This is a genomic window from Demequina soli (assembly GCF_000971195.1).
GTDB lineage: Bacteria > Actinomycetota > Actinomycetes > Actinomycetales > Demequinaceae > Demequina > Demequina soli.
The window spans coordinates 464,873-488,816 of sequence record NZ_BBLZ01000002.1 but is presented as its reverse complement, the minus strand read 5'-3'; the positions used below and the strand labels follow the sequence as shown (position 1 = coordinate 488,816).

The 23,944-nt window shown below is 72.8% G+C and carries 24 protein-coding genes and 1 tRNA gene; 8 read left to right on the top strand and 17 right to left on the bottom strand.

Annotated features, from left to right (window positions below; all coding sequences use genetic code 11):
* Positions 1–8 precede the first annotated feature (8 nt).
* The 3 genes from thrC to AOM04_RS05675 form a co-directional block, all read right to left on the bottom strand.
* Positions 9–1,064, bottom strand: a complete 1,056-nt coding sequence (gene thrC / locus AOM04_RS05685) for a threonine synthase (protein ID WP_062463613.1) — start codon at positions 1,062–1,064, stop codon at positions 9–11.
* Positions 1,064–2,392 carry a homoserine dehydrogenase gene (locus AOM04_RS05680; protein WP_062463982.1) on the bottom strand — a complete coding sequence of 443 codons (1,329 nt, stop codon included), beginning with the start codon at positions 2,390–2,392 and terminating at the stop codon, positions 1,064–1,066. Before AOM04_RS05680 ends, thrC begins: the two co-directional genes overlap by 1 nt.
* Positions 2,393–2,479: 87 nt before the next feature.
* Positions 2,480–2,875: a winged helix-turn-helix transcriptional regulator gene (locus tag AOM04_RS05675; protein ID WP_062463610.1), complete on the bottom strand. Its 396-nt coding sequence runs from the start codon at positions 2,873–2,875 to the stop codon at positions 2,480–2,482.
* 116 nt (positions 2,876–2,991) lie between these two features.
* Here AOM04_RS05675 and AOM04_RS05670 point away from each other — a divergent pair, with 116 nt between their 5' ends.
* Positions 2,992–3,843 carry an NmrA family NAD(P)-binding protein gene (locus AOM04_RS05670; protein WP_062463607.1) on the top strand — a complete coding sequence of 284 codons (852 nt, stop codon included), beginning with the start codon at positions 2,992–2,994 and terminating at the stop codon, positions 3,841–3,843.
* Between the two features lie 13 nt (positions 3,844–3,856).
* On the opposite strand, the gene AOM04_RS05665 is transcribed toward AOM04_RS05670, so the two are convergent.
* From AOM04_RS05665 to AOM04_RS05645, 6 genes are all read right to left on the bottom strand, one after another.
* A complete protein-coding gene (locus tag AOM04_RS05665; RefSeq protein ID WP_062463604.1) occupies positions 3,857–4,057 on the bottom strand; it encodes a hypothetical protein in 201 nt (66 codons plus the stop codon).
* A gap of 52 nt (positions 4,058–4,109) precedes the next feature.
* Positions 4,110–4,262 carry a hypothetical protein gene (locus tag AOM04_RS14485; protein WP_156160626.1) on the bottom strand — a complete coding sequence of 51 codons (153 nt, stop codon included), beginning with the start codon at positions 4,260–4,262 and terminating at the stop codon, positions 4,110–4,112.
* Positions 4,263–4,345: 83 nt separating this feature from the next.
* Positions 4,346–5,686: a diaminopimelate decarboxylase gene (gene lysA, locus AOM04_RS05660; RefSeq protein WP_062463601.1), complete on the bottom strand. Its 1,341-nt coding sequence runs from the start codon at positions 5,684–5,686 to the stop codon at positions 4,346–4,348.
* A 2-nt stretch (positions 5,687–5,688) separates the two neighbouring features.
* The gene (gene argS / locus AOM04_RS05655; protein ID WP_062463598.1) at positions 5,689–7,362 is read right to left on the bottom strand and encodes an arginine--tRNA ligase; all 1,674 of its coding nucleotides are present in this window, start codon (positions 7,360–7,362) and stop codon (positions 5,689–5,691) included.
* 9 nt (positions 7,363–7,371) lie between these two features.
* Positions 7,372–8,154 (bottom strand): MBL fold metallo-hydrolase, encoded by a 783-nt coding sequence (locus AOM04_RS05650; protein WP_062463595.1) that lies wholly within the window; start codon positions 8,152–8,154, stop codon positions 7,372–7,374.
* A gap of 39 nt (positions 8,155–8,193) precedes the next feature.
* Positions 8,194–8,565: a hypothetical protein gene (locus tag AOM04_RS05645; RefSeq protein ID WP_062463592.1), complete on the bottom strand. Its 372-nt coding sequence runs from the start codon at positions 8,563–8,565 to the stop codon at positions 8,194–8,196.
* An 85-nt stretch (positions 8,566–8,650) separates the two neighbouring features.
* On the opposite strand from AOM04_RS05645, the gene AOM04_RS05640 reads away from it, so the two are divergent.
* Together AOM04_RS05640 and pyrD are read left to right on the top strand one after the other, a co-directional pair.
* Positions 8,651–8,723 (top strand) — tRNA-Arg (locus AOM04_RS05640).
* A 224-nt stretch (positions 8,724–8,947) separates the two neighbouring features.
* A complete protein-coding gene (gene pyrD / locus AOM04_RS05635; RefSeq protein ID WP_169816415.1) occupies positions 8,948–10,090 on the top strand; it encodes a dihydroorotate dehydrogenase (quinone) in 1,143 nt (380 codons plus the stop codon).
* Between the two features lie 16 nt (positions 10,091–10,106).
* Here the strand turns inward: pyrD and AOM04_RS05630 are convergent, their stop codons facing one another.
* The 5 genes from AOM04_RS05630 to AOM04_RS05610 all read right to left on the bottom strand — a co-directional run bounded on the left by AOM04_RS05630 (position 10,107) and on the right by AOM04_RS05610 (position 15,149).
* Positions 10,107–10,628, bottom strand: coding sequence for a hypothetical protein (locus AOM04_RS05630; RefSeq protein WP_062463587.1), 522 nt, complete (start codon positions 10,626–10,628; stop codon positions 10,107–10,109).
* A 10-nt stretch (positions 10,629–10,638) separates the two neighbouring features.
* Positions 10,639–11,727, bottom strand: a complete 1,089-nt coding sequence (gene ald / locus AOM04_RS05625; protein ID WP_062463584.1) for an alanine dehydrogenase — start codon at positions 11,725–11,727, stop codon at positions 10,639–10,641.
* 119 nt (positions 11,728–11,846) lie between these two features.
* Positions 11,847–12,641 (bottom strand): M15 family metallopeptidase, encoded by a 795-nt coding sequence (locus AOM04_RS05620; RefSeq protein WP_228373651.1) that lies wholly within the window; start codon positions 12,639–12,641, stop codon positions 11,847–11,849.
* 172 nt (positions 12,642–12,813) lie between these two features.
* Entirely contained in the window at positions 12,814–13,854 is a 1,041-nt protein-coding gene (locus tag AOM04_RS05615; protein ID WP_062463577.1) for a hemolysin family protein, read from the bottom strand.
* Positions 13,851–15,149, bottom strand: coding sequence for a hemolysin family protein (locus AOM04_RS05610; protein WP_062463574.1), 1,299 nt, complete (start codon positions 15,147–15,149; stop codon positions 13,851–13,853). The genes AOM04_RS05615 and AOM04_RS05610 overlap by 4 nt, the downstream gene beginning before the upstream one ends.
* 112 nt (positions 15,150–15,261) lie before the next feature.
* Here AOM04_RS05610 and AOM04_RS05605 point away from each other — a divergent pair, with 112 nt between their 5' ends.
* The 4 genes from AOM04_RS05605 (at position 15,262) to AOM04_RS05590 (ending at position 21,477) form a co-directional block, all read left to right on the top strand.
* A complete protein-coding gene (locus AOM04_RS05605; RefSeq protein ID WP_062463572.1) occupies positions 15,262–16,152 on the top strand; it encodes an ATP-binding cassette domain-containing protein in 891 nt (296 codons plus the stop codon).
* Positions 16,149–16,955: an ABC transporter permease gene (locus tag AOM04_RS05600; protein WP_062463569.1), complete on the top strand. Its 807-nt coding sequence runs from the start codon at positions 16,149–16,151 to the stop codon at positions 16,953–16,955. The genes AOM04_RS05605 and AOM04_RS05600 overlap by 4 nt, the downstream gene beginning before the upstream one ends.
* 182 nt (positions 16,956–17,137) lie before the next feature.
* Positions 17,138–20,884 carry a multifunctional oxoglutarate decarboxylase/oxoglutarate dehydrogenase thiamine pyrophosphate-binding subunit/dihydrolipoyllysine-residue succinyltransferase subunit gene (locus AOM04_RS05595; protein ID WP_174447660.1) on the top strand — a complete coding sequence of 1,249 codons (3,747 nt, stop codon included), beginning with the start codon at positions 17,138–17,140 and terminating at the stop codon, positions 20,882–20,884.
* On the top strand, positions 20,881–21,477 hold the full coding sequence (locus AOM04_RS05590; protein WP_062463565.1) for a GDSL-type esterase/lipase family protein: 597 nt from the start codon (positions 20,881–20,883) through the stop codon (positions 21,475–21,477). The genes AOM04_RS05595 and AOM04_RS05590 overlap by 4 nt, the downstream gene beginning before the upstream one ends.
* Before the next feature lie 119 nt (positions 21,478–21,596).
* Here the strand turns inward: AOM04_RS05590 and AOM04_RS05585 are convergent, their stop codons facing one another.
* A complete protein-coding gene (locus AOM04_RS05585; RefSeq protein WP_062463561.1) occupies positions 21,597–22,685 on the bottom strand; it encodes a type IV pilus twitching motility protein PilT in 1,089 nt (362 codons plus the stop codon).
* A 141-nt stretch (positions 22,686–22,826) separates the two neighbouring features.
* Here AOM04_RS05585 and AOM04_RS15110 point away from each other — a divergent pair, with 141 nt between their 5' ends.
* Positions 22,827–22,901 (top strand): 50S ribosomal protein bL37, encoded by a 75-nt coding sequence (locus AOM04_RS15110; protein ID WP_416812274.1) that lies wholly within the window; start codon positions 22,827–22,829, stop codon positions 22,899–22,901.
* A 95-nt stretch (positions 22,902–22,996) separates the two neighbouring features.
* Here the strand turns inward: AOM04_RS15110 and rsrA are convergent, their stop codons facing one another.
* A complete protein-coding gene (rsrA, locus tag AOM04_RS05580; protein ID WP_169816414.1) occupies positions 22,997–23,242 on the bottom strand; it encodes a mycothiol system anti-sigma-R factor in 246 nt (81 codons plus the stop codon).
* Complete coding sequence (locus tag AOM04_RS05575; RefSeq protein WP_439645055.1) at positions 23,229–23,915, bottom strand: sigma-70 family RNA polymerase sigma factor; 687 nt, start codon at positions 23,913–23,915, stop codon at positions 23,229–23,231. The genes rsrA and AOM04_RS05575 overlap by 14 nt, the downstream gene beginning before the upstream one ends.
* Between the last annotated feature and the right edge of the window lie 29 nt (positions 23,916–23,944).

Sequence of the window (23,944 nt, the reverse complement as noted above, 5' to 3'; positions counted from 1 at the left end):
GCCGCGTCCTAGAGGCCGAGCGCCGCGGCGGCGGCCTCGACGTCGACGGGGATGACGGTCGGCTCCACCGTGCGGTCGCCCAGCGCGGTGGCGGTGTCCTTGAGGCCGTTGCCGGTCACGGTGCACGTGATGGTGGCGCCCTTCGGCACCTCGCCGAGCGCGGCCGCCGCGAGCAGGCCCGCGATGGGTGCCGCGGAGGCGGGCTCGACGAACACGCCGACGTCCGCGGCCAGGCGCGCCTGGGCGTTGAGGATCTGGGCATCGGAGACGGCACGGATCCAGCCGCCGGACTCGTCGCGCGCGGCGACGGCGAGGTCCCACGACGCGGGCTTGCCGATGCGGATCGCGGTCGCGATGGTCTCGGGGTCCTTGATGGGGTGGCCGGCCACGAACGGCGCGGCGCCGGCGGCCTGGACGCCCCAGATGCGCGGCGTCCGGGTGGCGCCGAGATCGAGCGCCTCGCGGAAGCCCATCCAGTACGCGGAGATGTTGCCCGCGTTGCCGACGGGAAGCATGTGGATGTCGGGGGCGTCGCCCAGCTGATCGACGATCTCGAAGGCCGCGGTCTTCTGCCCCTGCAGCCGGTACGGGTTGACCGAGTTCACCAGCGCGATCGGGTAGTCCTCCGACAGCGCGCGCACGATGTCGAGGCACTCGTCGAAGTTGCCGTCGACCTGCACCAGGTCGGCGCCGTGCACGATCGCCTGCGCCATCTTGCCCGCCGCGATCTTGCCCTGCGGGATCATGACGACGCACCGTAGCCCCGCGTGCGCCGCGTAGGCGGCCGCGGACGCGGAGGTGTTGCCGGTCGAGGCGCACACGATCGTGTGGGCGCCCTCCTTGACCACCTGGGTGACGGCCGCGGTCATGCCGCGGTCCTTGAAGGACCCGGTCGGGTTCATGCCCTCGACCTTGACGAACACCTCGGCGCCCACCTCGGCGGAGATGGACGGCGCGTGGACGAGCGGCGTGCCGCCCTCGCCCAGGGTGACCACGCGGTCGCCCTCCTCGAACGGCAGACGGTCCAGGTACTCGTGGACGATCCCTCGCCAGACGTGCGCCACTACTCCCCCTCGATCCTCAGGACGGACTTCACCTCGGCCACGGCGGACGATGCGCGCAGCCCCTCCACGGTCGCGCGCAGGTCGCGCTCGGGCGCCGCATACGTGGACAGGATGAGCCCCGCATGCGTCTGGCCGGGCACCTGCCGGACGATCTCGATGCCGACGCCGTGGCTCGCGAACACCTCCGCGACGGCGGCCAGCACGCCCGGGCGGTCCTCGACAGCCATGCGCACGCAGTAGCGCGTGAGGGCGTTGTCGATGGGCAGCACCGGGCGGGAGGCGTAGTTCGACTCGCGCGGCCCCTTGCCGCCGATGGCACGATGGCGCGCCACTGACACGAGGTCGCCCAGCACCGCGGACGCGGTCGGCGTGCCGCCCGCGCCCTGGCCGTAGAACATGAGGCCGCCGGCGGACTCCGCCTCGACGAACACCGCGTTGAACGCGCCGTGCACGCCCGCGAGCGGGTGGTCCTCGGCGACGAGCGCCGGGTGCACGCGGACGGTCACGCCGCCGTCGGTGCGCTCCGCGATCGCGAGCAGCTTGATGACCTGGCGCGTCTCGCGCGCCGCGATCACGTCCTCCGACGTGATCGCGGAGATACCCTCGCAGTAGACGTCGGACAGCGCGACCCGCTGGTGGAACGCGAGAGACGCGAGGATCGCGGCCTTGGCCGCCGCATCGTGCCCCTCGACGTCGGCGGTCGGGTCGGCCTCGGCGTAGCCGAGCTCCTGGGCCTGCTTGAGGGCGACGTCGTAGTCGAGGCCGCGACGCGTCATCTCGTCGAGGATGTAGTTGGTGGTGCCGTTGACGATCCCGAGGATGCGAGTGATGTGGTCGCCCGCGAGCGACTCGCGCACGGGCCGGACCAGTGGGATCGCGCCGGCCACGGCCGCCTCGAAGTAGAGGTCGACGTTCGCGGCGTCGGCGGCCTCGTACAGCTCGGGGCCGTGGGCCGCGAGCAGCGCCTTGTTGGCGGTCACGACGGACGCGCCGCCGGCGATCGCCTCGAGGATGAGCGTGCGCGCGGGCTCGATGCCGCCCATGAGCTCGACCACGACGTCGGCCCGCGCGACGAGCGCGGAGGCGTCGTCGGTGAGCAGCGCGCGCGGGATGTGGGGGCCGCGGTCCTTCGTCGTGTCGCGCACGTAGACGCCGACGATCTCGAGCGGCGCGCCGACGCGCGCGGCGAGGTCGTCCGCCTGCTGCGTGAGGAGGCGCACGGCCTCCGAGCCGACGGTTCCGGGGCCAAGGATGGCGACCTTCACGGACGCGAGGGGGGTGGGCACGGGTCCCACTGTAGCCGAGCGCCCGCGCGCGGCGTCCCGCATGTCGGTCACACGCGTCCAAGTGTTGGGACGGCCCCCGCGGGAGGACGATGCGCGGGCCGGGTTCGCGCGGCGACGCCGGCCGAGGCGTCAGCGGGGGCGGGAGTCGAAGTCGAGGCGCGAGCCGTCGATGCTGGGGACGGCGGCCTCGAGCGTGTCGGCGAGCACGCGGAGGCTGGTCGCGACGCGGTCGCCGAGCGGGGTGAGCGAGTAGTCGACGCGGGGCGGGATGGTGCCGGCGTCCGCGCGCAGCAGCAGCCCGTCGCGCTCGAGCCCGCGCAGCGACTGCGCGAGCATGCGCTCGCTCACGCCCTCGACGCGTCGACGCAGCTCCCCGAAGCGGTGCGGCCCCTCCGCGAGCGCGAGGAGAACGAGCGACGACCAGCGCGACGTGACGCCCTCGAACGCCTCGCGCGAGGTGCAGGCGCGGGCGAACACGTCGCTCACGAGCTGCTGCGGGGGGCCGTCGGCCGCCGGGGTATCCATAGGACAACAGTACGCCCGACACGATTCGTACATGCGGAATAGGAAGCGCTAACTAATAGTTAGTACCCTCCGAGCGGCACGGCATCCCGCCCGCCGACCACCGAGAGGACACCCCCATGACCACCTTCGCCGTCACCGGAGCCAGCGGCCAGCTCGGCCGCCTGGTCGTCGAGAGCCTGATCGCCCGCGGGGTCGCCGCGAGCGACGTCGTCGCGATCGCCCGCACCACCGCCAAGGCGGCCGACCTCGCCGACCGCGGCGTGGATGTCCGCTTCGGCGACTACGACGACGCGGCCTCCCTCGACGCCGCGCTCGCGGGCGTCGACCGCCTCGTGCTCGTCTCGGCCTCCGAGGTCGGCAAGCGCGTCGCTCAGCACGAGGCCGTCATCGCCGCCGCGGAGCGCGCGGGCGTGTCCCGCATCGTCTACACGTCGCTGCTGGGCGCGACCACGACGTCGAACCCGCTCGCCCCCGAGCACGTCGCGACCGAGGAGGCGCTCGCCGCCTCGTCCATCCCCGCGACCATCCTGCGCAACTCCTGGTACCTCGAGAACTACACGGGCCAGATCGGCACCTACACGGCGACCGGCACGGTGCTGGGCGCGACCGGCGGCGCGACCATCGCTGCCGCGAGCCGCGCCGACTACGCCGAGGCCGCCGCGGTGGCGGCCCTGCAGGACCAGGCGGGCGGCGTCTACGAGCTCGCGGGCACGCGCTTCACGTTCGACGAGCTCGCCGCGACCGTCGCGACCGTGACCGGCGCCCCGGTCGCGCACTCCGACGTCAGCGTCGAGCAGCTCGTGTCGACGTTCCAGGAGGTCGGCATGGACGCGGGCACGGCCGGCTTCTGGGCCGCGGTCGACGCGTCGATCGCCAAGGGCGAGCTCGACACCGACAGCACCGCGCTCGCGGACCTCATCGGCCGCCCGGCCACGCCCCTCGCGGACGCGGTCGCGGCCGCGGTCTGACCTCGGCTCGGGCCTACTGGTAGGCCTCGTCGCCGTCCTGGTCGGGCTCCTCGTCGAGGGGCTCGACCGGGCCGTCGGCGGGCGCCTCCTCGTCGATCTCGGCCTCGGGGTCGACGGACGGGTCGTAGCCCTCGGCGGCGACCTCGCGCTCGTGCTCGACCTCGGCGGCGAGCGCCACCAGCGCCTCGGTGTCTTCGTCGAACTGCTCGCTCATCACGCATCTCCTCGGGTCTTCGGCGGCCTCGTCGCCGCCCTGGGCGGAACGCTCAGCCCTCGTCGCGGTGGATCGGGCTGAGGATCTCGAGGTCGACCGCCTGGAGCGGCATCACGTCGCCCGGATCATCGTCGGGCTCCTCCCAGGGCTCCTCCGGGACGGCGTCGAAGATGCTCGGACGCGTGGGCTCCGGTGCGGATGACATGGCTGCTCCCATCGCTCGGCGGGGACTCCCCACCAGTCAACCGCGCCCGGCCCGGGCGCGCGAGGCGAGCGACGATGCGCGCGTCAGTCCGGCGCGACGTCCCAGCCGAAGAGGTCCTCGAGGGTGTCGCGACGGATGAGCACCTCGGACTCGCCGTCGCGCACCGCGACGACGGCCGGACGCAGCACGGCGTTGTAGTTGGACGCCATCACGCGGCCGTAGGCGCCCGTCGCGGGCACGGCGAGCAGGTCGCCGCGCGCGGTGTCCGCCGGGAGGTCGACGTCGCGCACGACGATGTCGCCGCTCTCGCAGTGCTTGCCCACGACGCGGCTGAGCACCGGCTCGGCCTCGGACAGGCGCGATGCGATGGTCGCGGTGTACTCGGCGCCGTAGGTGATGGTGCGCATGTTGTCGCTCATGCCGCCATCGACCGCGACGTAGCGGCGCTCGCCGCCGTCCTCGATGCGCACGGCCTTGATCACGCCCACGCGGTAGAGCGTCATGCCCGCGGGACCCGCGATCGCGCGACCCGGCTCGATCGAGAGGTGCGGCCACGTGCCGCCCACCTTCGCCACCGCGGCGGCGACGGCCTCCGCCATGCCGTGCGCCGCATCGTGCGGCGTCAGCTCCTCGCCGTGCGGGGTGTAGCGGATCGCGTAGCCGCCCCCGAGGTCCACCTCGGGCAGGTCGTAGCCGACCTCGACGCGGAACGCCGCGCGCAGGCCGAGCATGCGCTCCGCGCTCTCCTGGAACGCGTCGAGCGACAGGATCTGCGAGCCGATGTGCGTGTGGATGCCGCGCAGGTCGAGCCCGGTCGCGTCGTGGCACGCGACGAGCGCCTCGAACGCGGCGCCGGAGGCGAGCGACAGCCCGAACTTCTGGTCCTCGTGCGACGTGGCGATGTACTCGTGGCCGCCGGCGTGGACGCCCGTGGTGACGCGCACGAGCACGGGCGCCGTGGTGCCCAGCTCGCGCGCGATGGCGTCGAGCGTCTCGATCTCGGTGAACGAGTCGACGATGATGCGCCCCACGCCTACCTCGAGCGCGCGGCGCAGCTCGGCGTCGGACTTGTTGTTGCCGTGCAGGCCGATGCGCGCCGCGGGCATGCCGCCGCGCAGCGCGATCTCGAGCTCGCCGCCGGACGCCACGTCCATGCACAGGTCGTCGGCGCGCATCCACCGCGCGACCTTGGACGACAGGAACGCCTTGGACGCGTAGTAGACGTCGACCTTCGCGCCGTGGCGGCCGAAGGCGGCGGCGAACTCGTCGCGGAACGCGCACGCGCGCGCCCGCATGTCCGCCTCGTCGACGATGTACAGCGGCGTGCCGTGCTCGCCGGCGAGGTCGCGGACGTCGCAGCCGCCGACGCTGAGCGCGCCATCCTCACCGCGCACGACGGTCTGGGAGAACACCGCGGCGGTCACGGTCACATCCTCTCGGGGGCGGAGACGCCGAGGAGCGTGAGGCCGTTGCGCAGCACCTGGCCGGTCGCGTCGTTGACCCACAGGCGCGTGCGGTGGAGGTCGGAGACCTCCTCGTCGCCCTGCGGGGTGACGCGCGTGCGGTCGTACCACTGGTTGAACGCCGCGGCGACGTCCTCGAGGTAGCGGGCGATGCGGTGCTGCTCGCGGAACTCGACGGCCTGGGTGACGATGCGCGGGAACTCGCCGAGGATGCCCAGCAGCGCGGACTCCGTCTCGTGCGTGAGCAGCGAGGGGTCGAAGGCGTCCTCGCGGCGGATGCCGTACTCGGCGGCGTTGCGGGCCACGCCCGCGGTGCGGGCGTGGGCGTACTGGACGTAGAAGACCGGGTTGGCGTTGGACTGCGACGCGAGCAGGTCGAGGTCGATGTCGATGGTCGAGTCCGCGCTCGAGCGGGCCAGCGCGTAGCGGGCCGCGTCGACGCCGACGACCTCGACGAGGTCCTCCATCGTCACGACCGTGCCGGCGCGCTTGGACATGCGCACGGGCTGGCCGTCCTTCACGAGGTTGACCAGCTGGCCGATGATGACCTCGACCGAGTCCGCGTCGTAGCCCAGCGCCGCGGCCGCGGCCTTGAGGCGCGCGATGTAGCCGTGGTGGTCGGCGCCGAGCAGGTAGATGAAGCGGTCCGCGCCGCGCTCGTGCTTGTCGCGGATGTACGCGATGTCGCCGGCGATGTAGGCGGGGTTGCCGTCGGACTTGATGACCACGCGGTCCTTGTCGTCGCCGTAGTCGGTCGAGCGGAGCCACCAGGCGCCGTCGGCCTCGTACAGCGCGCCCGACTCCTTGAGCTCCTTGACGGCCTTGTCGACCTTGCCCGACTCGTGCAGCGAGTCCTCGTGGAAGAACACGTCGAAGTCGACGCCGAAGTCGTGCAGCGACTGCTTGACCAGGTTGAACATGAGCGCGACGCCGTGCTCGCGGAAGAACTCCAGCTGCTCCTCGCGGGGCAGCTCGAGCGGGTCGCGGTAGCCGCCGGCCGCGGCCTCCATCATGACCTCGTTGGCGGTGTCCTGGATGTAGTCGCCGCCGTAGCCGTCCTCCGGGGCCTCCTCGCCCGTGACCACCGCGAGCAGCGACGCCGCGAAGCGGTCGATCTGCACACCGTGGTCGTTGAAGTAGTACTCGCGGATGACGCTCGCGCCGTGGAACTCGAGCAGGCGCGCGAGCGAGTCGCCGACGGCCGCCCAGCGGGCGCCGCCGAGGTGGACGGGGCCGGTCGGGTTCGCGGAGACGAACTCGAGGTTCACGGTGGTGCCCGTGAGGGACTCGCCGCGGCCGTAGTCGTCGCCGTAGTCGACGATCCCCTTGGCGAGCAGGCCCGCCGCGTCGGCGTCGAGGAAGATGTTGATGAACCCCGGGCCGGCGACGTCGGCCGTCGCGATGCCGTCGATCTCGCGCAGGCGCTCGACGAGCGTCTCGGCGAAGTCGCGCGGGCTGGTGCCCGCCTTCTTCGCGAGCTGCATCGCGACGTTGGTCGCCCAGTCGCCGTGCTCGCGCTGGCGCGGTCGCTCGACGCGCGCCTCCGGGACGTCGAACGGCGACAGCTGGAAGTCGGAGTCGTCGATGCCTGCGAGGATGGCGGCGCGGATGGTCGCGGAGAGCTCTTCGGGGGTCACCCGGCCATTCTAGGCAGGGGCGGACACGCCGGATGCGCGCGGCAGCCGCACCGCCGCGCCCCGCTCGATCAGGACGATGCGCTCGCGCACCGGGTCGTCCGCGAGCGCGCGACGGAAGGCGGCGCGCGGCTCGGAGAAGTGGGCCCAGTCGTCGACGTGGATCGGCACGACCGTCGCGCCGGGCCACAGGTCCGCGATCGCGGCCGTGCGCGCGGCGTCCGCGGTCAGCAGCGCGTTGTCCAGACGGGGCACGCGCGCCGCGCCGGCGCACACCAGCGCGATCTCGACGTCCGGGAAGCGGTGGGCGACGCGCGCCGCCACCTCGACCTCCGAGTTGTCGCCCGAGAGGTACAGCGTGGGCCAGCCCGCGGCGCGCACCACGAAGCCCGTGACCTCCGCGAGGCGCTCCCTGATCGCGTCGGGGCCGTGCTGCGCGGGCACCGCCGTGACGGCCACGGGGGCGTGATCGCCGTAGATGGTGACGGAATGCCACGGCTTGAGGCCCACGACACCCGGGATCCGCGACGATGCACCGGGCGTCGACAGCACGTGGCCGGCGGCTCCCAGCAGGGCGCGGCCCGCGTCGTCGAGGTTGTCCGGGTGCTCGTCGTGGGACAGCAGCACCAGATGGACGTGGCCGATGTGCTCGGGCCCGAACGCGGGTCCCTCGAGCTTGGTGAGGTTGCCATGGACCCCTGGAGGATCGAAGGTCGGATCGGTGAGGATCGTGAGCCCCGCATACCCGAGCACCGCGGTGGGGCCTCCTACCAGGGAGATCTCGACGGCCGACATGGGTCCAGCATGGACCTCATGGCGCCGCGGCGCGAGGGCTCAGCCCGCCGAGGGCGTCCGATCGCCCAGCAGCCGCCCGAGTGGACCCGGGCATTGCACGGGGAAGGACTCGGCACACGTCTCGACCCACACCGCGAGCCTGTCCCCCACGGCGACATCCGACGCGGCGGCCGTCCCTCTCTGGGCGTCCTCGAGGCCGCCGTCCCGCGCGAACTCGAACGTCGTGCCGTCGAAGTACTCGCCCCCCGGGTCGGGCGCGAAGCCCACGGCGATCGCGCCGCCGGAGTCGTCGACGCTCGTCACCGTGCCGATGACGTCGGGTTCTCGCTGATCCCGCGCATCGTCCCCGTGCGGCGCGCACGCCGCGGCGGCCGCGACCACGGCTACGGCGAGGACGGGCACGATGCGCATGGCTCGGGATCGCACGGCGGCGCGGCGGGGTCCCGGCGCCGGGCGGGCTGCTGATATCCTCGTTCGGCCCGGCCAGTCCGGGCGGGCCCCCGTAGCTCAGCGGATAGAGCGCCGGTTTCCGGTACCGTAGGTCGCAGGTTCGATTCCTGTCGGGGGCACCCACGGAAGACGACGAAGGCCCCTCCCCGGAGGGGCCTTTCTCATGCCCCGCGCCGCGTGCCGACGTGAGCCCCGGGGTTCGCCAGGTCCCGAGGTCCCGGTCGCCCGGCGGCGGCGGCCCGTAGCGTGGCGCCCACCTCACCGACGAGGGGCGCCACGGCACCCGCGAGCCCGTCCCCGTCGCGCCCGCCGTGACGCGACGATGCGACAAGGACGGGGCGGCATGGGAACAATGGCGCGCAGCGCGCTGACCACGGTGTACACGAGGGGCGTCAAGCCGGTGATCTTCCGGATGCACCCCGACCGGGTGCACGACGACATGATCACGTACGGCTCGTGGGCGCAGCGCGTGACACCCGTCGTGGCCGCCGCGGAGGCGCTCCTCGCGTACGAGCACCCGGCCCTCGTCACCGAGGCGTACGGCCTCGCGCTGCGCAACCCGCTCGGCCTCGGCGCGGGCCTGGACAAGAACGTCGCCATCCCCGGCATCCTCCAGGCGACGGGCTTCGGCTTCCTCACGTTCGGCTCGGTGACGTCGCGCGTGTGCGACGGCAACCCGCGCCCGTGGTTCCACCGCCTGCCCGCCGAGGAGTCGCTCGTGGTGCACGTGGGCCTCGCGAACGGCGGCGTCGAGCGCGTCGCGGCGCGGCTGCGCGACCTCGCCGCCCACGGCAGCCCCCGGTACACGGCGCTGCCGTTCACGATCTCGATCGCGCGCACCAACGACGGCCTCACGGGCGACGTGGCCGAGGGCGTCGAGGACTACGTGACGTCGGTACGGGCGCTCGACGGCCTCAGCCCGCTGATCGAGCTCAACATCTCGTGCCCCAACACCATGGTCGGCGAGGCCTTCACGAGCCCCGAGGCGCTCGACCGGCTGCTCACGGCCGTGGACGCGGCGGCGCCGTCGCAGCGCATCGTCCTCAAGATGCCGTCCGACAAGCCCTGGGAGGCGTTCCGCGACCTCGTCGACGTCGCGCTCGACCACCGCGTCGACGGCCTCACCCTGGCCAACCTCCGCAAGGATCGCGACACGGTCACGATGGACCCGGCCGTCAAGGGCAACCTGTCGGGCCGACCCGTGCGCGACCTCAGCACCGAGCTCGTGCGTCGCACCTACCTGCACGCGGGCGACCGGCTCACGCTGGCCGGGCTCGGCGGCGTGTTCGACGGCCGCCACGCGTACGACAAGATCACGGCCGGCGCGACGCTCGTCGAGCTGGTGTCCGGACTGATCTTCCGCGGCCCCGCGGTGGTCGGCACGATCGCGCGCGAGCTCGTCGCGCTCGCCCAGGCGGACGGGTTCGACCGCGTCCAGGACGCGGTCGGGTCGCGCGCGGACGTGCCGGCAGCCCTGCCCTCCTGACGGGGCGGCGCGGGGCTCAGCCCTGGTCCGCGCCCTTCCACGTGTCCGCCGTGAGCGGCCCGAGTCGGACCGTCGAGGCGTCGGCGACGTCGCCGTTCACGTCCACGGTGCACACCAGGTGCTTCTCGGACTCGAGCCACCACACGACGGTGACGTGGTCCGTGCCGCCCTTGGTCAGGGAGGCGGCCGCCGCGTCGAGCGCGTCCGCCGTGTCGGCGGGCACCTTCGAGGTCGCGCCGTCGATGAGGCCCTGCTGCTCCACCAGGTCCCGCAGGTCGCGCCAGTCGGACGCCGAGTACACGTCGCCGGCCTCGATCCGCGGCTGCTGGCCGGTGTCCGCGCCGGTCGCCGCGTAGGCGTCCTCGCACACCGTGATGGCCGACTGGTGCGCGGCGCTCATGCCCGAGCGCGACGCCGCCGAGACGAACGCGATGACGATCACCAGCAGCGCGATGCCGCCGGCGATCGCGATCGGGAGCCAGCTGCGCGGCGGCTCGGACGGCTCGGGTTGCTGCGGGCTCTGCGGGGACTGCGACATGGCGCCCAGCCTAGGCGGGCGCCGACGCCGTCCCGAACGCCTCCGCGACGGCGGGATGGACGATGCGCCCGCCCCGCACGTTGACCCCCGCCGCGAGCGCGGGGTCGCCCGCCACCGCATCGTCCACCCCGTCGGCGAGGCGGAGGAGGTACGGCAGCGTCGCGTTGGTGAGCGCGCGCGTGGCGGTGGCGCCGACCGCCGCGGGCATGTTCGCGACCGCGTAGATGAGCGCGCCCTCGACGCGGCGCACGGGGTCGGCGTGCGTGGTCGGCACCGAGTCGGCGAGGCAGCCGCCCTGGTCGATCGCGATGTCGACGAGCACGCTGCCCGGCCGCATCGCGGCGACCATCGCGTGGGAGACCACCGTGGGCGCAGGCCGGCCGGGCACCAGGACGGCGCCGATGACGAGGTCCGACGCGCGCACCTCGTCCGCGATCGCCCCCTCCGTCGAGGCGAGCGTGCGCACGGCGCCGCCGTGCCGCGCGTCGATCCGCCGCAGCGCCTCGAGCGAGAGGTCGATCGCGGTGACCTCGGCGCCCATCGCGACGGCCTGGGCGATCGCGTGCGAGCCGGCCACCCCGGCACCGAGCACGGTGACGCGCGCGCCCGGTACCCCGGGCACGCCGGACAGCAGCACGCCGCGCCCGCCGTGCGGGGTGAGCAGGTGGTGGGCGCCCGCGAGGACCGCGAGCCTGCCGGCGACCTCGCTCATGGGGGTCAGCAGCGGCAGCGTCCCGTCCGGGAGCCGGACCGTGTCGTACGACAGCGCCGTGGTGCCCGCGGCGACGAGCGCGTCGGCGAGCACACGGTTCGCCGCGAGGTGGAGGAACGTGACCAGGACGTTGCCGCGCAGGAGGGCGAGCTCGTTGGGCTGCGGCTCCTTGACCTTGACGACGAGGTCCGCCTCCCACGCCTCGGCCGCGGTCCCGACGACGGCGCCGACGGCGAGGTACGCATCGTCCGGGAGGCCCGCCGACGCCCCGGCGCCGGACTCGACCGTCACCCGGTGGCCGCGCGCGGCCAGCGCGTGCGCGCCGTCGGGCGTGAGCGCGACCCGCGTCTCCCCGCTCTTGGTCTCTCGCGGCACTCCGACCCGCACACCCGCCTCCTCGCGTCTCCTCCCAGTCCTACACCCCGCTCACCGGGGACGATGCGGCGGCCGGGGACGACGAAGGCCCGCCTCCCCGAGGGGCGCGGGCCTGGCGGTGCGGTCGACGCTCAGTAGGCGTCGTAGGTCATGTACTCCCAGTGCCACGGCTCGTACTTGGTGGTCTTGGCCCAGTCCGGGTTCCAGAAGCCGTACGTGCCGGCGTTGCGCGACAGCCACGCGTAGTACACGCCCGAGGCGTGCGTGCGGCAGAAGTCGACCGCGAGGCCCAGGCCGTGCATCGACGTGCCGGGCGTCGCCGCGAGGTAACCGCGCGTCGCCTTGGTGGAGTACTGCTGCGACAGCGAGCGGTAGCTCGAGGCGATGCAGATGTCCGTGCCGAACTCGGTCTTGAACTGCTCGTTGAGCGCGGCGAGCGCCATCGCGGCGTCGGGCCGCATGTACTCGCCGGAGACCCACAGCTGGCACAGCTGGTCGCTGCGGAGCTGGCCGTTGACCATGTTCGGGTCGAAGTCGGGGTCGCAGTCGGGCAGGAGGTTCGACACGACGGGCACGTCGTTGGCGGTGAGGATCGCCGCGGACGAGTCGTCGACTGTCGGCAGGGGAAGGTCGGAGGACGCGAACTGAGGGCCGGCGCCAAGGATCGCGGTGGCGGTGGTGGGGGCCTCGCCCTTGACCACGCCGGGGATGGCCTCCGCGGCGTTGGCGTAGGGGGCGATGGTGCCCATCACGGGGTACACGACCATCGCCGCGAGGAAGCCGAGGATCACGCCGCCACGGGTCGCGACCTGGCGGCGACGACGCGTGGTCCGGACCTGGAGCTGCTGCGTGTGCTCGATCCGACGCTCACGACGGGACCGGCGGGGAGGGTGAGGCTGGCGCTGTGCATGAAGCGCGCCGCGCATGCTCACCATGAACTCCCTCAGACTGCCGATGCATGACGGCCCCCGGACACGAGGATCCCTGGAGGCCAGGACAATTATTACCAAACGGTAACGGTGGGGCCAACCCCCTGGGGATGTCGGGTCGATCACACACCCCCAGGGGCACCCCGGACGCGCGGGTCGAGCCGCCCTGTCAGGCGTCGGCGTCGCGGCGGGCGAGCGAGTCGCGCACCTCGCCGACGAGCTCCTCGAGGATGTCCTCGAGGAACACCATGCCGAGCGTCTCGCCGTCGCGCACCACGCTCGCGACGTGCGCGCCGGAGCGGCGCATGAGCGCGAGCCCGAGCTCGACCTCGGCGCCGTGGGCGATCGACGGGAGGTCCCGCACGCGCCAGGCCTGGATGGGCTCCTCCCGCTCCCCCGGCCGCGCATAGAGCGCGTCCTTGATGTGGAGGTAGCCCACGAAGGCGCCGTCCTCGCGCACCGGGAAGCGCGAGTAGCCGGTCGCGGTGGCGACCCGCTCGAGGTCGTCGACCGTCACGCCGAGCTCGACCGCGCGCAGCTGCGCGACCGGCACCATCACCTCGTCGACCGACCGCTCCGAGAACTCGATGGCGGTGGTGAGCAGGCCGCTGGGGTCGGAGATGGTGCCCTCGGCGGAGGAGCGCTCGACGATGCTCTGCACCTCGTCGGCCGTGAACGTGCTGGCGACCTCGTCCTTGGGCTCGAAGCCGAGCAGCCGGACCACGCCGTTCGCGATCCAGTTGAGCGCGACGATGATCGGCTTGACCACGCGCGCGATCGCGACGAGCGGCGGGCCGAAGATGAGCGCGGCGCGGTCGGGGCTCGACACGGCCGAGTTCTTGGGCACCATCTCGCCGACCACCACGTGGAGGCCGACGATGACGAGCAGGGCGATCACGACGGCGACGCCGTGAGCGGCCGACTCCGACACGCCGACCGCGTGGAGGACCGGCTCGAGGGCGTGCGCGAGCGCGGGCTCCGCCACCACACCGAGCGCGACCGAGCACACGGTGATGCCCAGCTGCGACGTCGCGAGCATGAGGGAGACGTTCTCCATCGCCCACAGGACCGTCCGGGCGGCGCGCGAGCCCTCCTCGGCGCGCGGCTCGATCGAGCTGCGGCGCGCCGAGATGATCGCGAACTCGGCGCCCACGAAGAACGCGTTGGCGAGCAGCAGGCCGACGATCGCGAGGATCATGCCGGGGCTCATGCCTGGGCCTCCGCGTCCTCGACGGGTGTGAGGCGCACGCGGTCGATGCGGCGGCCGTCCATGCGCTCGACGCGCGCGGTCACGCCGGGCGCCTCGACCGTGTCGCCGGGCTGGCCGACGCGGCCCAGGCGGGCCATCACGAAGCCGCCGAGCGTCTCGTACGCGGGCGACTCCGGAACGGTGAGCCCGGTGCGCTCGCGCACCTCGTCGGGGCGCAGCTCGCCGGGGACGATCCACGCGCCGCCGGGCGCGCGGTGGACCGCGGCGCGGCGGCGGTCGTGCTCGTCGGCGACCTCTCCCACGAGCTCCTCCACCACGTCCTCGAGCGTGACGAGGCCGGCGGTGCCGCCGTACTCGTCGACGACGATCGCGCACTGGGGCCCGACGTCGCGCAGCTCGACCAGCAGGGGTCCCATCTGCATCGTCTCCGGCACGCGCGGCGCGTCGACCATGAGGGCGCCCACGGGCACCTCGGGGCGACGATGCGCGGGCACGGCGATCGCGGCGCGCAGGTGGACGATGCCGAGGACGTCGTCGGGGCCGTCCCCGACGACGGGGAAGCGCGAGTGCCCGGTCGCGCGCGACGCGCCGATGACGTCGGCGGCCGAGGCGTCGCGGCCCAGCGTGTGGAGGCGCGTGCGGTCGGTCATGACGTCGATCGCGGCGAGGTCGTCGAGCTCGATCGAGTTCTTCAGCAGCAGCGCGGTCGAGGGGGCGAGCGTGCCCGCCTCGGCGCTGCGGCTCACGAGCGCCGCGAGCTCCTGGCGCGAGCGGCCGCCCGCGAGCTCCTCCTTGGGCTCGATGCCCATCAGCCGGAGGATCCCGTTGGCCGCGGCGTTGAGCGACGCGATCACCGGGCGCAGGGCCGTGGTGAAGCCCATGTTGAGCGGGGCCGCGACGCGCGCGGTGCGCACCGGCTCCGCGAGCGCGAGGTTCTTGGGCACGAGCTCGCCGACGATCATCGAGAATGCGTTGACGATCACGAGCGAGGCCGTTCCCGCGATGCCCGCGACGGCGGCGCGGGACAGGGCGCTGTCGGACAGCGGGATCGACAGCAGCTCGACGAGCGCCGGCTGGGCCGTGTAGCCGAGCAGGATGGTCGTGAGCGTGATGCCGACCTGCGCGCCCGAGAGCTGGGTCGAGAGGTGGCGGAGCGCGTGGCGGACGCGGCGGCCCTTGGGGCCGTCCTCGACGTGCGAGGGGTCGAGCGCCACCAGGGAGAACTCCGCGGCGACGAAGATCGCGGTGCCGAGCGTCAGCAGGACGCCGACTCCGACGAGGATCCAGGCGGTCATGAGGGGCTGCAACTGTCAGGGTCCATGGTCCCGACAGGATACAGGGCGGCGCCCGCGACGGACAGGGCGTCGCGTTATAGTTCATCTATAACAACTACCGGAGGTGTCGCCCATGGACGGGCCGCGGATCGCTGTCGAGTCCCTCACCAAGCGCTACGGCGCCGTGACCGCCGTCGAGGACGCGTCGTTCGTCGCGGAGCCGGGCCGCGTCACCGGGTTCCTGGGCCCCAACGGCGCCGGCAAGACGACCACCCTTCGCGCGCTGCTCGGCCTGGTCACGCCCACCGCGGGCGCGGCGACCATCGGCGGGGCGGCGTACGCCGCGCTCGAGCACCCCGGCACGGTCGTGGGCGCCCACCTCGAGGCGGGCTTCCACCCCGGACGCACGGCGCGCGAGCACCTGCGCACGGTCGCGCCGCTCGTCGGCGCCGACGACGCGCGCTGCGACGAGGCGCTCGCGATGGTCGGCATGGACGGCGCGGCCGGGCGCCGCGTGGGCGGGTTCTCGATGGGCATGCGCCAGCGGCTCGGGCTCGCGACGGCGCTGCTGGGCGAGCCCGCCGCGCTCGTGCTCGACGAGCCCGCGAACGGCCTCGACCCCGCGGGCATCACGTGGATGCGCGCGTTCCTGCGCGCCTTCGCCGCGCGCGGCGGCACCGTGCTGCTGTCCTCCCACCTCCTGGGCGAGGTCGAGCAGACGGTCGACGACGTCGTCATCATCGCGGGCGGACGCGTGCGGCACACGTCTTCTCTCGCGGACCTGCACCGCCTCGCGCGGCCGTCCGCGACGCTGCGCTCCCCCGACGCCGCGCGCCTCGCGCTCCTCGCGGCGGACCTCCCCGGGGCGACGCTCGCGGATCCGGCGACGCTCGTGGTGCCGGACCTCGACGCCGCGGCGCTGGGCGCCCGCGCGTTCGCCGCGGGCGTCGAGGTGCACGGCCTCGCCGGGTCCGGCGAGACGCTCGAGCAGGTCTTCCTGCGGATGACGGAGGCGGCGGCATGAGCGCCGCGATCAGCGCCGAGTGGCGCAAGATCCTGTCGACCCGCCTGTGGTGGGCGCTGCTCGCGATGATGGCCGCCGCGGTCGCGTTCTTCGCCGCGGTCTTCGCGTTCGCCATGACCCAGGGCGACGCGGGCACCGGCCTTGACGGCCAGCCGCTCGCGATCGAGGGCACGCAGCTCGCGCTCACGGTCTACACGGCGGGTGTGTCGCTCGCCTACGTGTTCCCCCTCGCGTTCGGCGCGATCATCGTCACCTCCGAGTTCCGCCACCGCACCATCGCGACGACGCTCCTCGCGGAGCCGCGCCGCTCTCGCGTGATCGCGGCGAAGCTCGTCGCCGCCGTGCCGTTCGCCCTCCTCTACGGGCTGGTCGCCGCCGCGGTGGCCGTCGGCGTGGGCGCACCCGCGCTCGCGATCGCCGGCGGGGAGACGATGCTCGGCGACCCGGAGGTGTGGCGCACCCTGGGCCTCACCGTCGCCGCGATGGCCGCGTGGATGCTCGTCGGCGTCGGCTTCGGCACGGCCGTCACCAACCAGGTGGCCGTGGTGGTCGGGCTGCTCGTGTGGACGCAGCTGGTCGAGCCGCTCCTGCGCGTCGCCGCGGGATTCTGGAGCGCCGCGGAGCCCGTCGCCCGGTTCCTCCCGGGGGCCGCGGGCGAGGCCGTCGTGGGCACCAGCTTCTACTCCGCGTCGGGGCTGGCCACGCTGCTGCCCGAGTGGGCGGGACTCGCGGTGCTGCTCGGATACGGCCTGGTCGCCGCGCTCATCGGCTGGCGCACGACCTTCTCTCACGACATCTCGTAAAGGTTCGCAAAAACTTTCGGAAGGTGGTTCCGAGCGCCGCGCGTTTGCATGGAAGATAGGGAGAACTGATCACCATCGACGCTGATGCGCCAAGAAAGCGAGCGGCCTCCACCGTGTCCCCCGACACCTCTGCGCCCGATACCGACCGCGTCTCCGTCGCCCGTGCTGCAGGTGCCCCGTCAGTGGCGTCGCTCATCCTGGGCGGCGCGCACGGAGCCGATGCAGCCCGCGGCGACGCCGGCACGCCCCAGGCGACCCCTGGAACCGGGCAGTCCCCGACCCCCCAGCCCCCGACCCAGGCGCTGCCGACCGTGACCCCGACCGGGTCCGCCGCCGGCGCCGTCCCGCCGCCGCCCCCGCCGCCGCCGTCGCACCGCGCCGACGTGCCCGCGGCACCCGCGACGCCGCCGCCCGCACCCGTCGCTCCCGCGCCGCCCGCGACCGCCGCATCGTCCCGCGACGATGACGCGGCCACCGCGACCCAGCCGATCGCGACCGCTCAGGCGCCCACCGCCGCCTACCTCCAGCGCCCCGACTTCACGCCGCTCGAGACCAAGGACGTCCAGCAGGGCGTATCGCGCCTGCGCGGCCCCGCCGCGCGCGTCGTCGAGAACATGGAGGCGAGCCTCGCGGTCCCGACCGCGACGTCGGTGCGCACCGTGCCGGCGAAGCTCCTCATGGACAACCGCCTGGTGATCAACAACCACCTCGCCCGCACCCGCGGCGGCAAGGTGAGCTTCACCCACCTCATCGGCTTCGCGATCGTCGAGGCGCTCGCGGAGTTCCCGTCGATGAACGCCGCCTACACGGAGGAGGACGGCAAGCCCGCGCTGCAGACGCCCGCGGCCGTCAACCTCGGCCTCGCGATCGACCTCGCCCGCCCGGACGGCACCCGCCAGCTGCTCGTGCCCGCCATCAAGGGCGCGGACAGCATGGACTTCGCCGACTTCTGGGCGGCCTACGAGGACATGGTCCGCCGCGCCCGCAACGGCGCGCTCCAGGCCGGCGACTTCCAGGGCACCACCATCACGCTGACCAACCCGGGCACGCTCGGCACGGTCCACTCGGTGCCGCGCCTCATGGCGGGCCAGGGCGCGATCATCGGCGTGGGCTCGATGGACTACCCCGCCGAGTTCCAGGGTGCCTCCGAGGAGACGGTCGCCCGCCTGGGCGTGTCGAAGGTCATGACGCTGACGTCGACCTACGACCACCGCGTGATCCAGGGCGCGCAGTCCGGCGAGTTCCTCGGGATCGTGCACCGCAAGCTGCTCGGCCTCGACGGCTTCTACGACCGCGTGTTCGCGTCGATCCGCGTGCCCTACGAGCCGGTGCGCTGGCTCCAGGACACCACGACCAACCCCGCGACCGAGGCCGGCAAGCCCGCCCGCATCGCGGAGCTCATCCACGCGTACCGCTCGCGCGGTCACCTCATGGCCGACGTGGACCCCCTGTCGAGCCGCCCGCGCAAGCACCCGGACCTCGACATCCAGACGCACGGGCTCACGCTGTGGGACCTCGACCGCTCGTACCAGACGGCCGGCTTCGCGGGCCAGGACACGTGGACCGTCCGCACGGTGCTCGGCCGCCTGCGCGACGCGTACTGCCGCACCATCGGCCTCGAGTACATGCACATCGCGGACCGCGAGCAGCGCTCGTTCTTCCAGGAGCGGCTCGAGCACGGCTACACCAAGCCCACCCGGGAGGAGCACCTGCGCATCCTCCACCGCCTCAACGCGGCGGAGGCCTTCGAGGCGTTCCTGCAGACCAAGTACGTGGGCCAGAAGCGGTTCTCGCTCGAGGGCGGCGAGTCGCTGATCCCGCTGCTCGACTCCGTCATGAGCGCCGCCGCCGAGGCGGGCGTGCACGAGGTCTGCATCGGCATGGCGCACCGCGGACGCCTCAACGTGCTCGCGAACCTCGCGGGCAAGAGCTACGGCCAGATCTTCTCCGAGTTCGAGGGCACCGCCGTCCCCGGGTCCGTCCAGGGCTCCGGCGACGTCAAGTACCACCTCGGCACGGAGGGCACGTTCACCGCCGAGTCGGGCGCCGCCACGCGCGTCTACCTCGCCGGAAACCCGTCGCACCTCGAGGCGGTCGACCCGGTCCTCGAGGGCATCGTCCGCGCCAAGCTCGACGCGCTCGGCGCGGACCCGGCCACGGACGGCTACCCGGTCCTGCCGGTCCTCATCCACGGCGACGCGGCCTTCGCGGGCCAGGGCGTGGTGCTCGAGACGCTCAACATGGCGCTGCTCAAGGGCTACCGCGTGGGCGGCACCGTGCACGTCATCATCAACAACCAGGTCGGCTTCACCACCGGCCCGGAGAGCTCGCGCTCCACCCGGTACGCCACGGACGTCGCCAAGGGCTTCCAGGTCCCGATCTTCCACGTCAACGGCGACGACCCGGAGGCGTGCGTGCGCGCCGCCCGGCTCGCGTTCGAGTACCGCGAGCGGTTCGGCCGCGACGTCATCATCGACATGGTCTGCTACCGCCGCCGCGGCCACAACGAGGGCGACGACCCGTCGATGACGCAGCCGCGCATGTACGACCTCATCGAGGCGAAGCGCTCGGTGCGTCACCTGTACACCGAGTCGCTCATCCGCCGCGGGGACATCACCACCGACGAGGCGGAGACGGTCTCCAAGGACTACCTCGCCCAGCTCGAGCGCGTCTTCATCGAGACGCGCGAGGGCTACCGCCCGTCGCCCGACTCCGAGTCCGTCGCGGGCCTCGAGCTGCCGTCCTCGCAGTCCTCCGACGCCGGCGTCATGGTCGGCTGGAAGACGTCCGTGTCGCCCACCCAGATCGAGCGCATCGGCCGCGCCCACGTGCGCCCGCCGGAGAACTTCTCCGTGCACCCCAAGCTCGAGAAGCTGCTTGAGCGCCGCGAGGCGATGAGCCGCGAGGGCGGCATCGACTGGGGCTACGGCGAGATCCTCGCGTTCGGCACGCTGCTCCAGGAGGGCGTCCCGGTCCGCGTCTCGGGCCAGGACTCGCGCCGCGGCACGTTCGTCCAGCGCCACGCGGTCTACCACGACCGCAACACCGGCGCCGAGTGGACGCCGCTGCTGTACCTGTCCTCGGACCAGGCGCGCCTGCACATCTACGACTCCCCGCTGTCGGAGTACGGCGTGCTCGGCTTCGAGTACGGCTACTCGGTCGAGCGCCCCGACGCGCTCGTGGTGTGGGAGGCGCAGTTCGGCGACTTCGTCAACGGCGCGCAGACCATCATCGACGAGTTCATCTCGTCGGCCGAGCAGAAGTGGGGCCAGTCCTCCTCGGTGGTGCTGCTGCTGCCGCACGGCTTCGAGGGCCAGGGACCGGACCACTCGTCGGCCCGCGTCGAGCGCTTCCTCCAGCTGTGCGCGGAGGACAACATGATCGCCGCGATGCCGTCCACGCCGGCCAGCTACTTCCACCTGCTGCGCCGCCAGGCATACGACCGGCCCCGCAAGCCGCTCGTGGTGTTCACCCCGAAGTCGATGCTCCGCCTCCGCGCGGCGCAGTCGGCGGTCGAGGACTTCACCACCGGCACGTTCCGCGAGGTCATCGGGGACGATGCGGTGGATCCGGCCGCGGTCGACCGGGTGCTCATGTGCGCGGGCAAGGTCTACTACGACCTGCTCGCGGAGCGGGAGCGCCAGGGCGACACGTCCACGGCGATCATCCGCTTCGAGCAGCTCTACCCGCTCGCGACGGACGCGATCCGCGAGGCGCTCGCCCCGTTCGACGGCGCCGAGCTCGTCTGGGTCCAGGAGGAGCCGCAGAACCAGGGAGCCTGGTCGCGCATGTCGCTCAGCCTGCCCCAGATCGTGGGGACTACTGTCGGAGTCGTGTCCCGACCCGCCTCCGCATCGCCCGCATCCGGCCTGGCATCGCGCCATGCCGCCGAGCAGCAGGACCTGACCGCGCGAGCCTTCGCGCGATGAGGAACGTCTTCCTCGTCGGCGACGAGCTCGTCGCCGGGCACGGGGATCCGAAGGCGTTGGGGTGGGCGGGGCGCGTCGCGGCGCGCACGCTCCCCCTCGCCCCGGACCTCGCGTTCCACACGCTCGCGGTGCCCGGGGAGACCACCGGGGAGCTGACGAGCCGCTGGGACGAGGAGGCGCTGCGCCGCACCCGCAGCACCGAGCCCGAGGCCAACCACGTGCTGTTCGCGATCGGCCGCCACGACGTCCGGCGCGGGGTCTCCCCCACGATGACGCGGCTCAACATCGCGAACTTCCTCGACCGCGCGCACGCGCTCGGCTTCCAGACGCTCATCGCGGGTCCCCCGCCGGGCGCCGAGGCCGACAACCCGCGCATCGCGGAGCTCGCCGCCGTGTGCGAGGACGCGGCCTCGCGCCGCGGCGTCGCGTACATCGACATGTACGGGCCGCTCGCGCGCCACGAGCAGTGGGGAGCGGACATGGCCACGGGCCACGACGCGCTGCCGCTGCAGGCCGGCTACGGCCTCATGGCGTGGCTGGTGCTGCACTCGCGGTGGCACTCGTGGCTAGGCATCGAGCCGCCGGCCGCCTGATTCCCAATGACAGATGGGGCGCATGTGACGTGAGCGTCGAAGCGCCCGTCCCCTGATCCCACGCGCCACATCAGGCGCACGTGTACCACCGTGCACAAGTGTCATTGGGAACCGGAAGGTCAGGCGATGACTCCTGCTCCTCGCAGCTCGACCAGCAGGTCGTGCGGGCGGGACGCGATCGCGACCGCGTCGTCGAGCGCGACGACGTTGTCCCGCACCAGCTGGAACAGGTGCTGGTCGAACGTCTGCATCTTGTAGTACTCGCCCTCGGCGATGAGGTCGAGGATGGGCGGCTGGCTCGACGGGTCGATGATCGCCTCGGCGGTGCGGCCCGTGTTGACCATGACCTCCGCGACGAGCGTGCGCCCGCCGCCGTCGCCCTTGCGCACGAGCCGCTGCGAGACGATGCCGCGCAGCGTCTGCGCGAGCGTCGCGCGGACCTGGTTCTGCTCGTGCGGCGTGAAGAAGTCGACGATGCGGTTGATGGTGTCCTGCGCGTCGACCGTGTGCAGCGTCGCGAGGACCAGGTGGCCGGTCTCCGCGGCGGACAGCGCGGCGCGCACCGTCTCGATGTCGCGCATCTCGCCGACCATGATGACGTCGGGGTCCTGGCGCATCGCGGCGCGCAGCGCGGACGTGAAGTCGAGCGTGTCGGAGCGCACCTCGCGCTGCGAGATGATCGCCTTCTTGTCCTGGTGCAGCACCTCGATCGGGTCCTCGATCGTGACGATGTTGACCTCGCGGTACGAGTTGACCAGGTCGATCATCGACGCGAGCGTCGTGGTCTTGCCCGAGCCCGTCGGGCCCGTGACGAGCACGAGCCCGCGCGGCTCGAGCGCGAGGTCCGCGATGACGCCGGGTAGGCCCAGCTCCTCGAAGCTCTGCGCGCCCACCGCGACGCGGCGGAACACGAGGCCCTCGGTGCCGCGCGCGACGTACGCGTTGACGCGGAAGCGGCCCACGCCCGACAGCGAGAACGCGAAGTCGGCCTCGTGGGTGTCGCGGAACGTCGCGACGAGGTCCTCCGGCAGCACCTGCGCCACCATATGGCGCGTGTCCTCGGGGGTCAGCGGCGGAACCTGCAGCTTGCGCAGGCGGCCGTCGACGCGCACCCGGGGCGCCGATCCCACCTTGCAGTGGAGGTCGGACCCGCCCGTCGAGGCGAGCGCGTGCAGGAACGGGATGACTGACTGGGGCTGATCGCTCACGGTTCCTCCATCGGCATCCGGCAGGGACGGCTTGAGCCCGAGAGTAGCGGCACCGGGGCCCCGCGAGGAGGGCGGTGTGACGAGTCCGTCAGGTATGGGAGGATAGAGGGTCTTTGAACTGCGTCCAGAAAGGGGAACGTTGTGAGCAAGCGAGGCCGCAAGCGCAAGTCGCGCGCGAAGGGTGGCGCCAACCACGGCAAGCGGCCCAACGCCTGAGCCGCGTCCGCCCGGATGAGAAGAAGCCGCATCGGTCCTGACCGATGCGGCTTCTGTCGTCTCGGGGCCCGCGGACGATGCGCGGGCCGGCTCCCCTAGGACGTCTCGGGGCGCGTGGCCCGGATGGTCGCGAGGATGCGTGAGCGCAGCTCCTCGGGCGCGACGTCGTGGCCGGTGCGGTTCACCAGGCGCTTGATCTTCTCGTTGATCTTGTGCTCCGCCTCGCACGGCGGGCACGTCTTCAGGTGCTCGCCGATGAGGTGGATCTCATCCTCGGGGAGCTCATGATCGATGTACTCGAAGAGGCGGTCGAGCGCCTCCTCGCATTCAGGCTTGGGCACGGCATGCACCCCCGTCCTTGTCCTTCTTCACCGGGGTCCTCTCGTAGAGACCGCGCTCCGCGGCGTAGTCCCTGAGCTTCTCTCGCAGGAGCTTGCGCCCGCGATGCAGGCGCGACATCACGGTGCCCACGGGGGTGTCCATGATCTCCGCGATCTCCTTGTAGGCGAACCCCTCGACGTCCGAGAGGTAGACCGCCATGCGGAAGTCGTCCGACAGCTCGGACATGGCCTGACGGATCACGTCGTCGCCGAGCGAGTCCAGGGCGCGGTCCTCCGCCGACGCGAGCCCGGAGGACGTGTGCTCGGCGGCCGCGGCCAGCTGCCAGTCCTCGACGGTCTCCGCGTCCGAGCGCTTGGGCTCGCGCTGCTTCTTGCGGTAGCTGTTGATGAACGCGTTCGTCTGGATCCGGTACAGCCACGCCTTGAGGTTGGTGCCCGGCGTGAACTTGTCCTGCGCGGCGAAGGCCTTCGCGAACGTCTCCTGCACCAGGTCCTCCGCGTCGGCTCCGTTGCGCGTCATGCGCAGGGCGGCGGCGTAGAGCTGGTCCATGTAGGACAGCGCCTCGGACTCGAAGTCGTACTCGGTTGTGTCGGTCATCGGTTGCGAGCGTACAGCGGAGCGTCTGCGAGCGGGAGCACGCGACGCCCTGGTCTTCTCCACGGTGGTCGTCACGAAGTTGCGTAACGGCGGAACGTGGCCCA

Coding starts and splice junctions, on each gene's coding strand:
- AOM04_RS05605 (WP_062463572.1), top strand. CDS start 15,262: ATGGACGGGCCGCGGATCGCTGTCGAGTCCCTCACCAAGCGCTACGGC.
- AOM04_RS05615 (WP_062463577.1), bottom strand. CDS start 13,854: ATGAGCCCCGGCATGATCCTCGCGATCGTCGGCCTGCTGCTCGCCAAC.
- AOM04_RS05630 (WP_062463587.1), bottom strand. CDS start 10,628: ATGTCGCAGTCCCCGCAGAGCCCGCAGCAACCCGAGCCGTCCGAGCCG.
- AOM04_RS05665 (WP_062463604.1), bottom strand. CDS start 4,057: ATGAGCGAGCAGTTCGACGAAGACACCGAGGCGCTGGTGGCGCTCGCC.
- AOM04_RS14485 (WP_156160626.1), bottom strand. CDS start 4,262: ATGTCATCCGCACCGGAGCCCACGCGTCCGAGCATCTTCGACGCCGTC.
- AOM04_RS05600 (WP_062463569.1), top strand. CDS start 16,149: ATGAGCGCCGCGATCAGCGCCGAGTGGCGCAAGATCCTGTCGACCCGC.
- AOM04_RS05645 (WP_062463592.1), bottom strand. CDS start 8,565: ATGCGCATCGTGCCCGTCCTCGCCGTAGCCGTGGTCGCGGCCGCCGCG.
- AOM04_RS05590 (WP_062463565.1), top strand. CDS start 20,881: ATGAGGAACGTCTTCCTCGTCGGCGACGAGCTCGTCGCCGGGCACGGG.
- AOM04_RS05670 (WP_062463607.1), top strand. CDS start 2,992: ATGACCACCTTCGCCGTCACCGGAGCCAGCGGCCAGCTCGGCCGCCTG.
- AOM04_RS05675 (WP_062463610.1), bottom strand. CDS start 2,875: ATGGATACCCCGGCGGCCGACGGCCCCCCGCAGCAGCTCGTGAGCGAC.
- AOM04_RS05650 (WP_062463595.1), bottom strand. CDS start 8,154: ATGTCGGCCGTCGAGATCTCCCTGGTAGGAGGCCCCACCGCGGTGCTC.
- AOM04_RS05620 (WP_228373651.1), bottom strand. CDS start 12,641: ATGCGCGGCGCGCTTCATGCACAGCGCCAGCCTCACCCTCCCCGCCGG.
- AOM04_RS05610 (WP_062463574.1), bottom strand. CDS start 15,149: ATGACCGCCTGGATCCTCGTCGGAGTCGGCGTCCTGCTGACGCTCGGC.
- pyrD (WP_169816415.1), top strand. CDS start 8,948: ATGGGAACAATGGCGCGCAGCGCGCTGACCACGGTGTACACGAGGGGC.
- AOM04_RS05680 (WP_062463982.1), bottom strand. CDS start 2,392: ATGCGGGACGCCGCGCGCGGGCGCTCGGCTACAGTGGGACCCGTGCCC.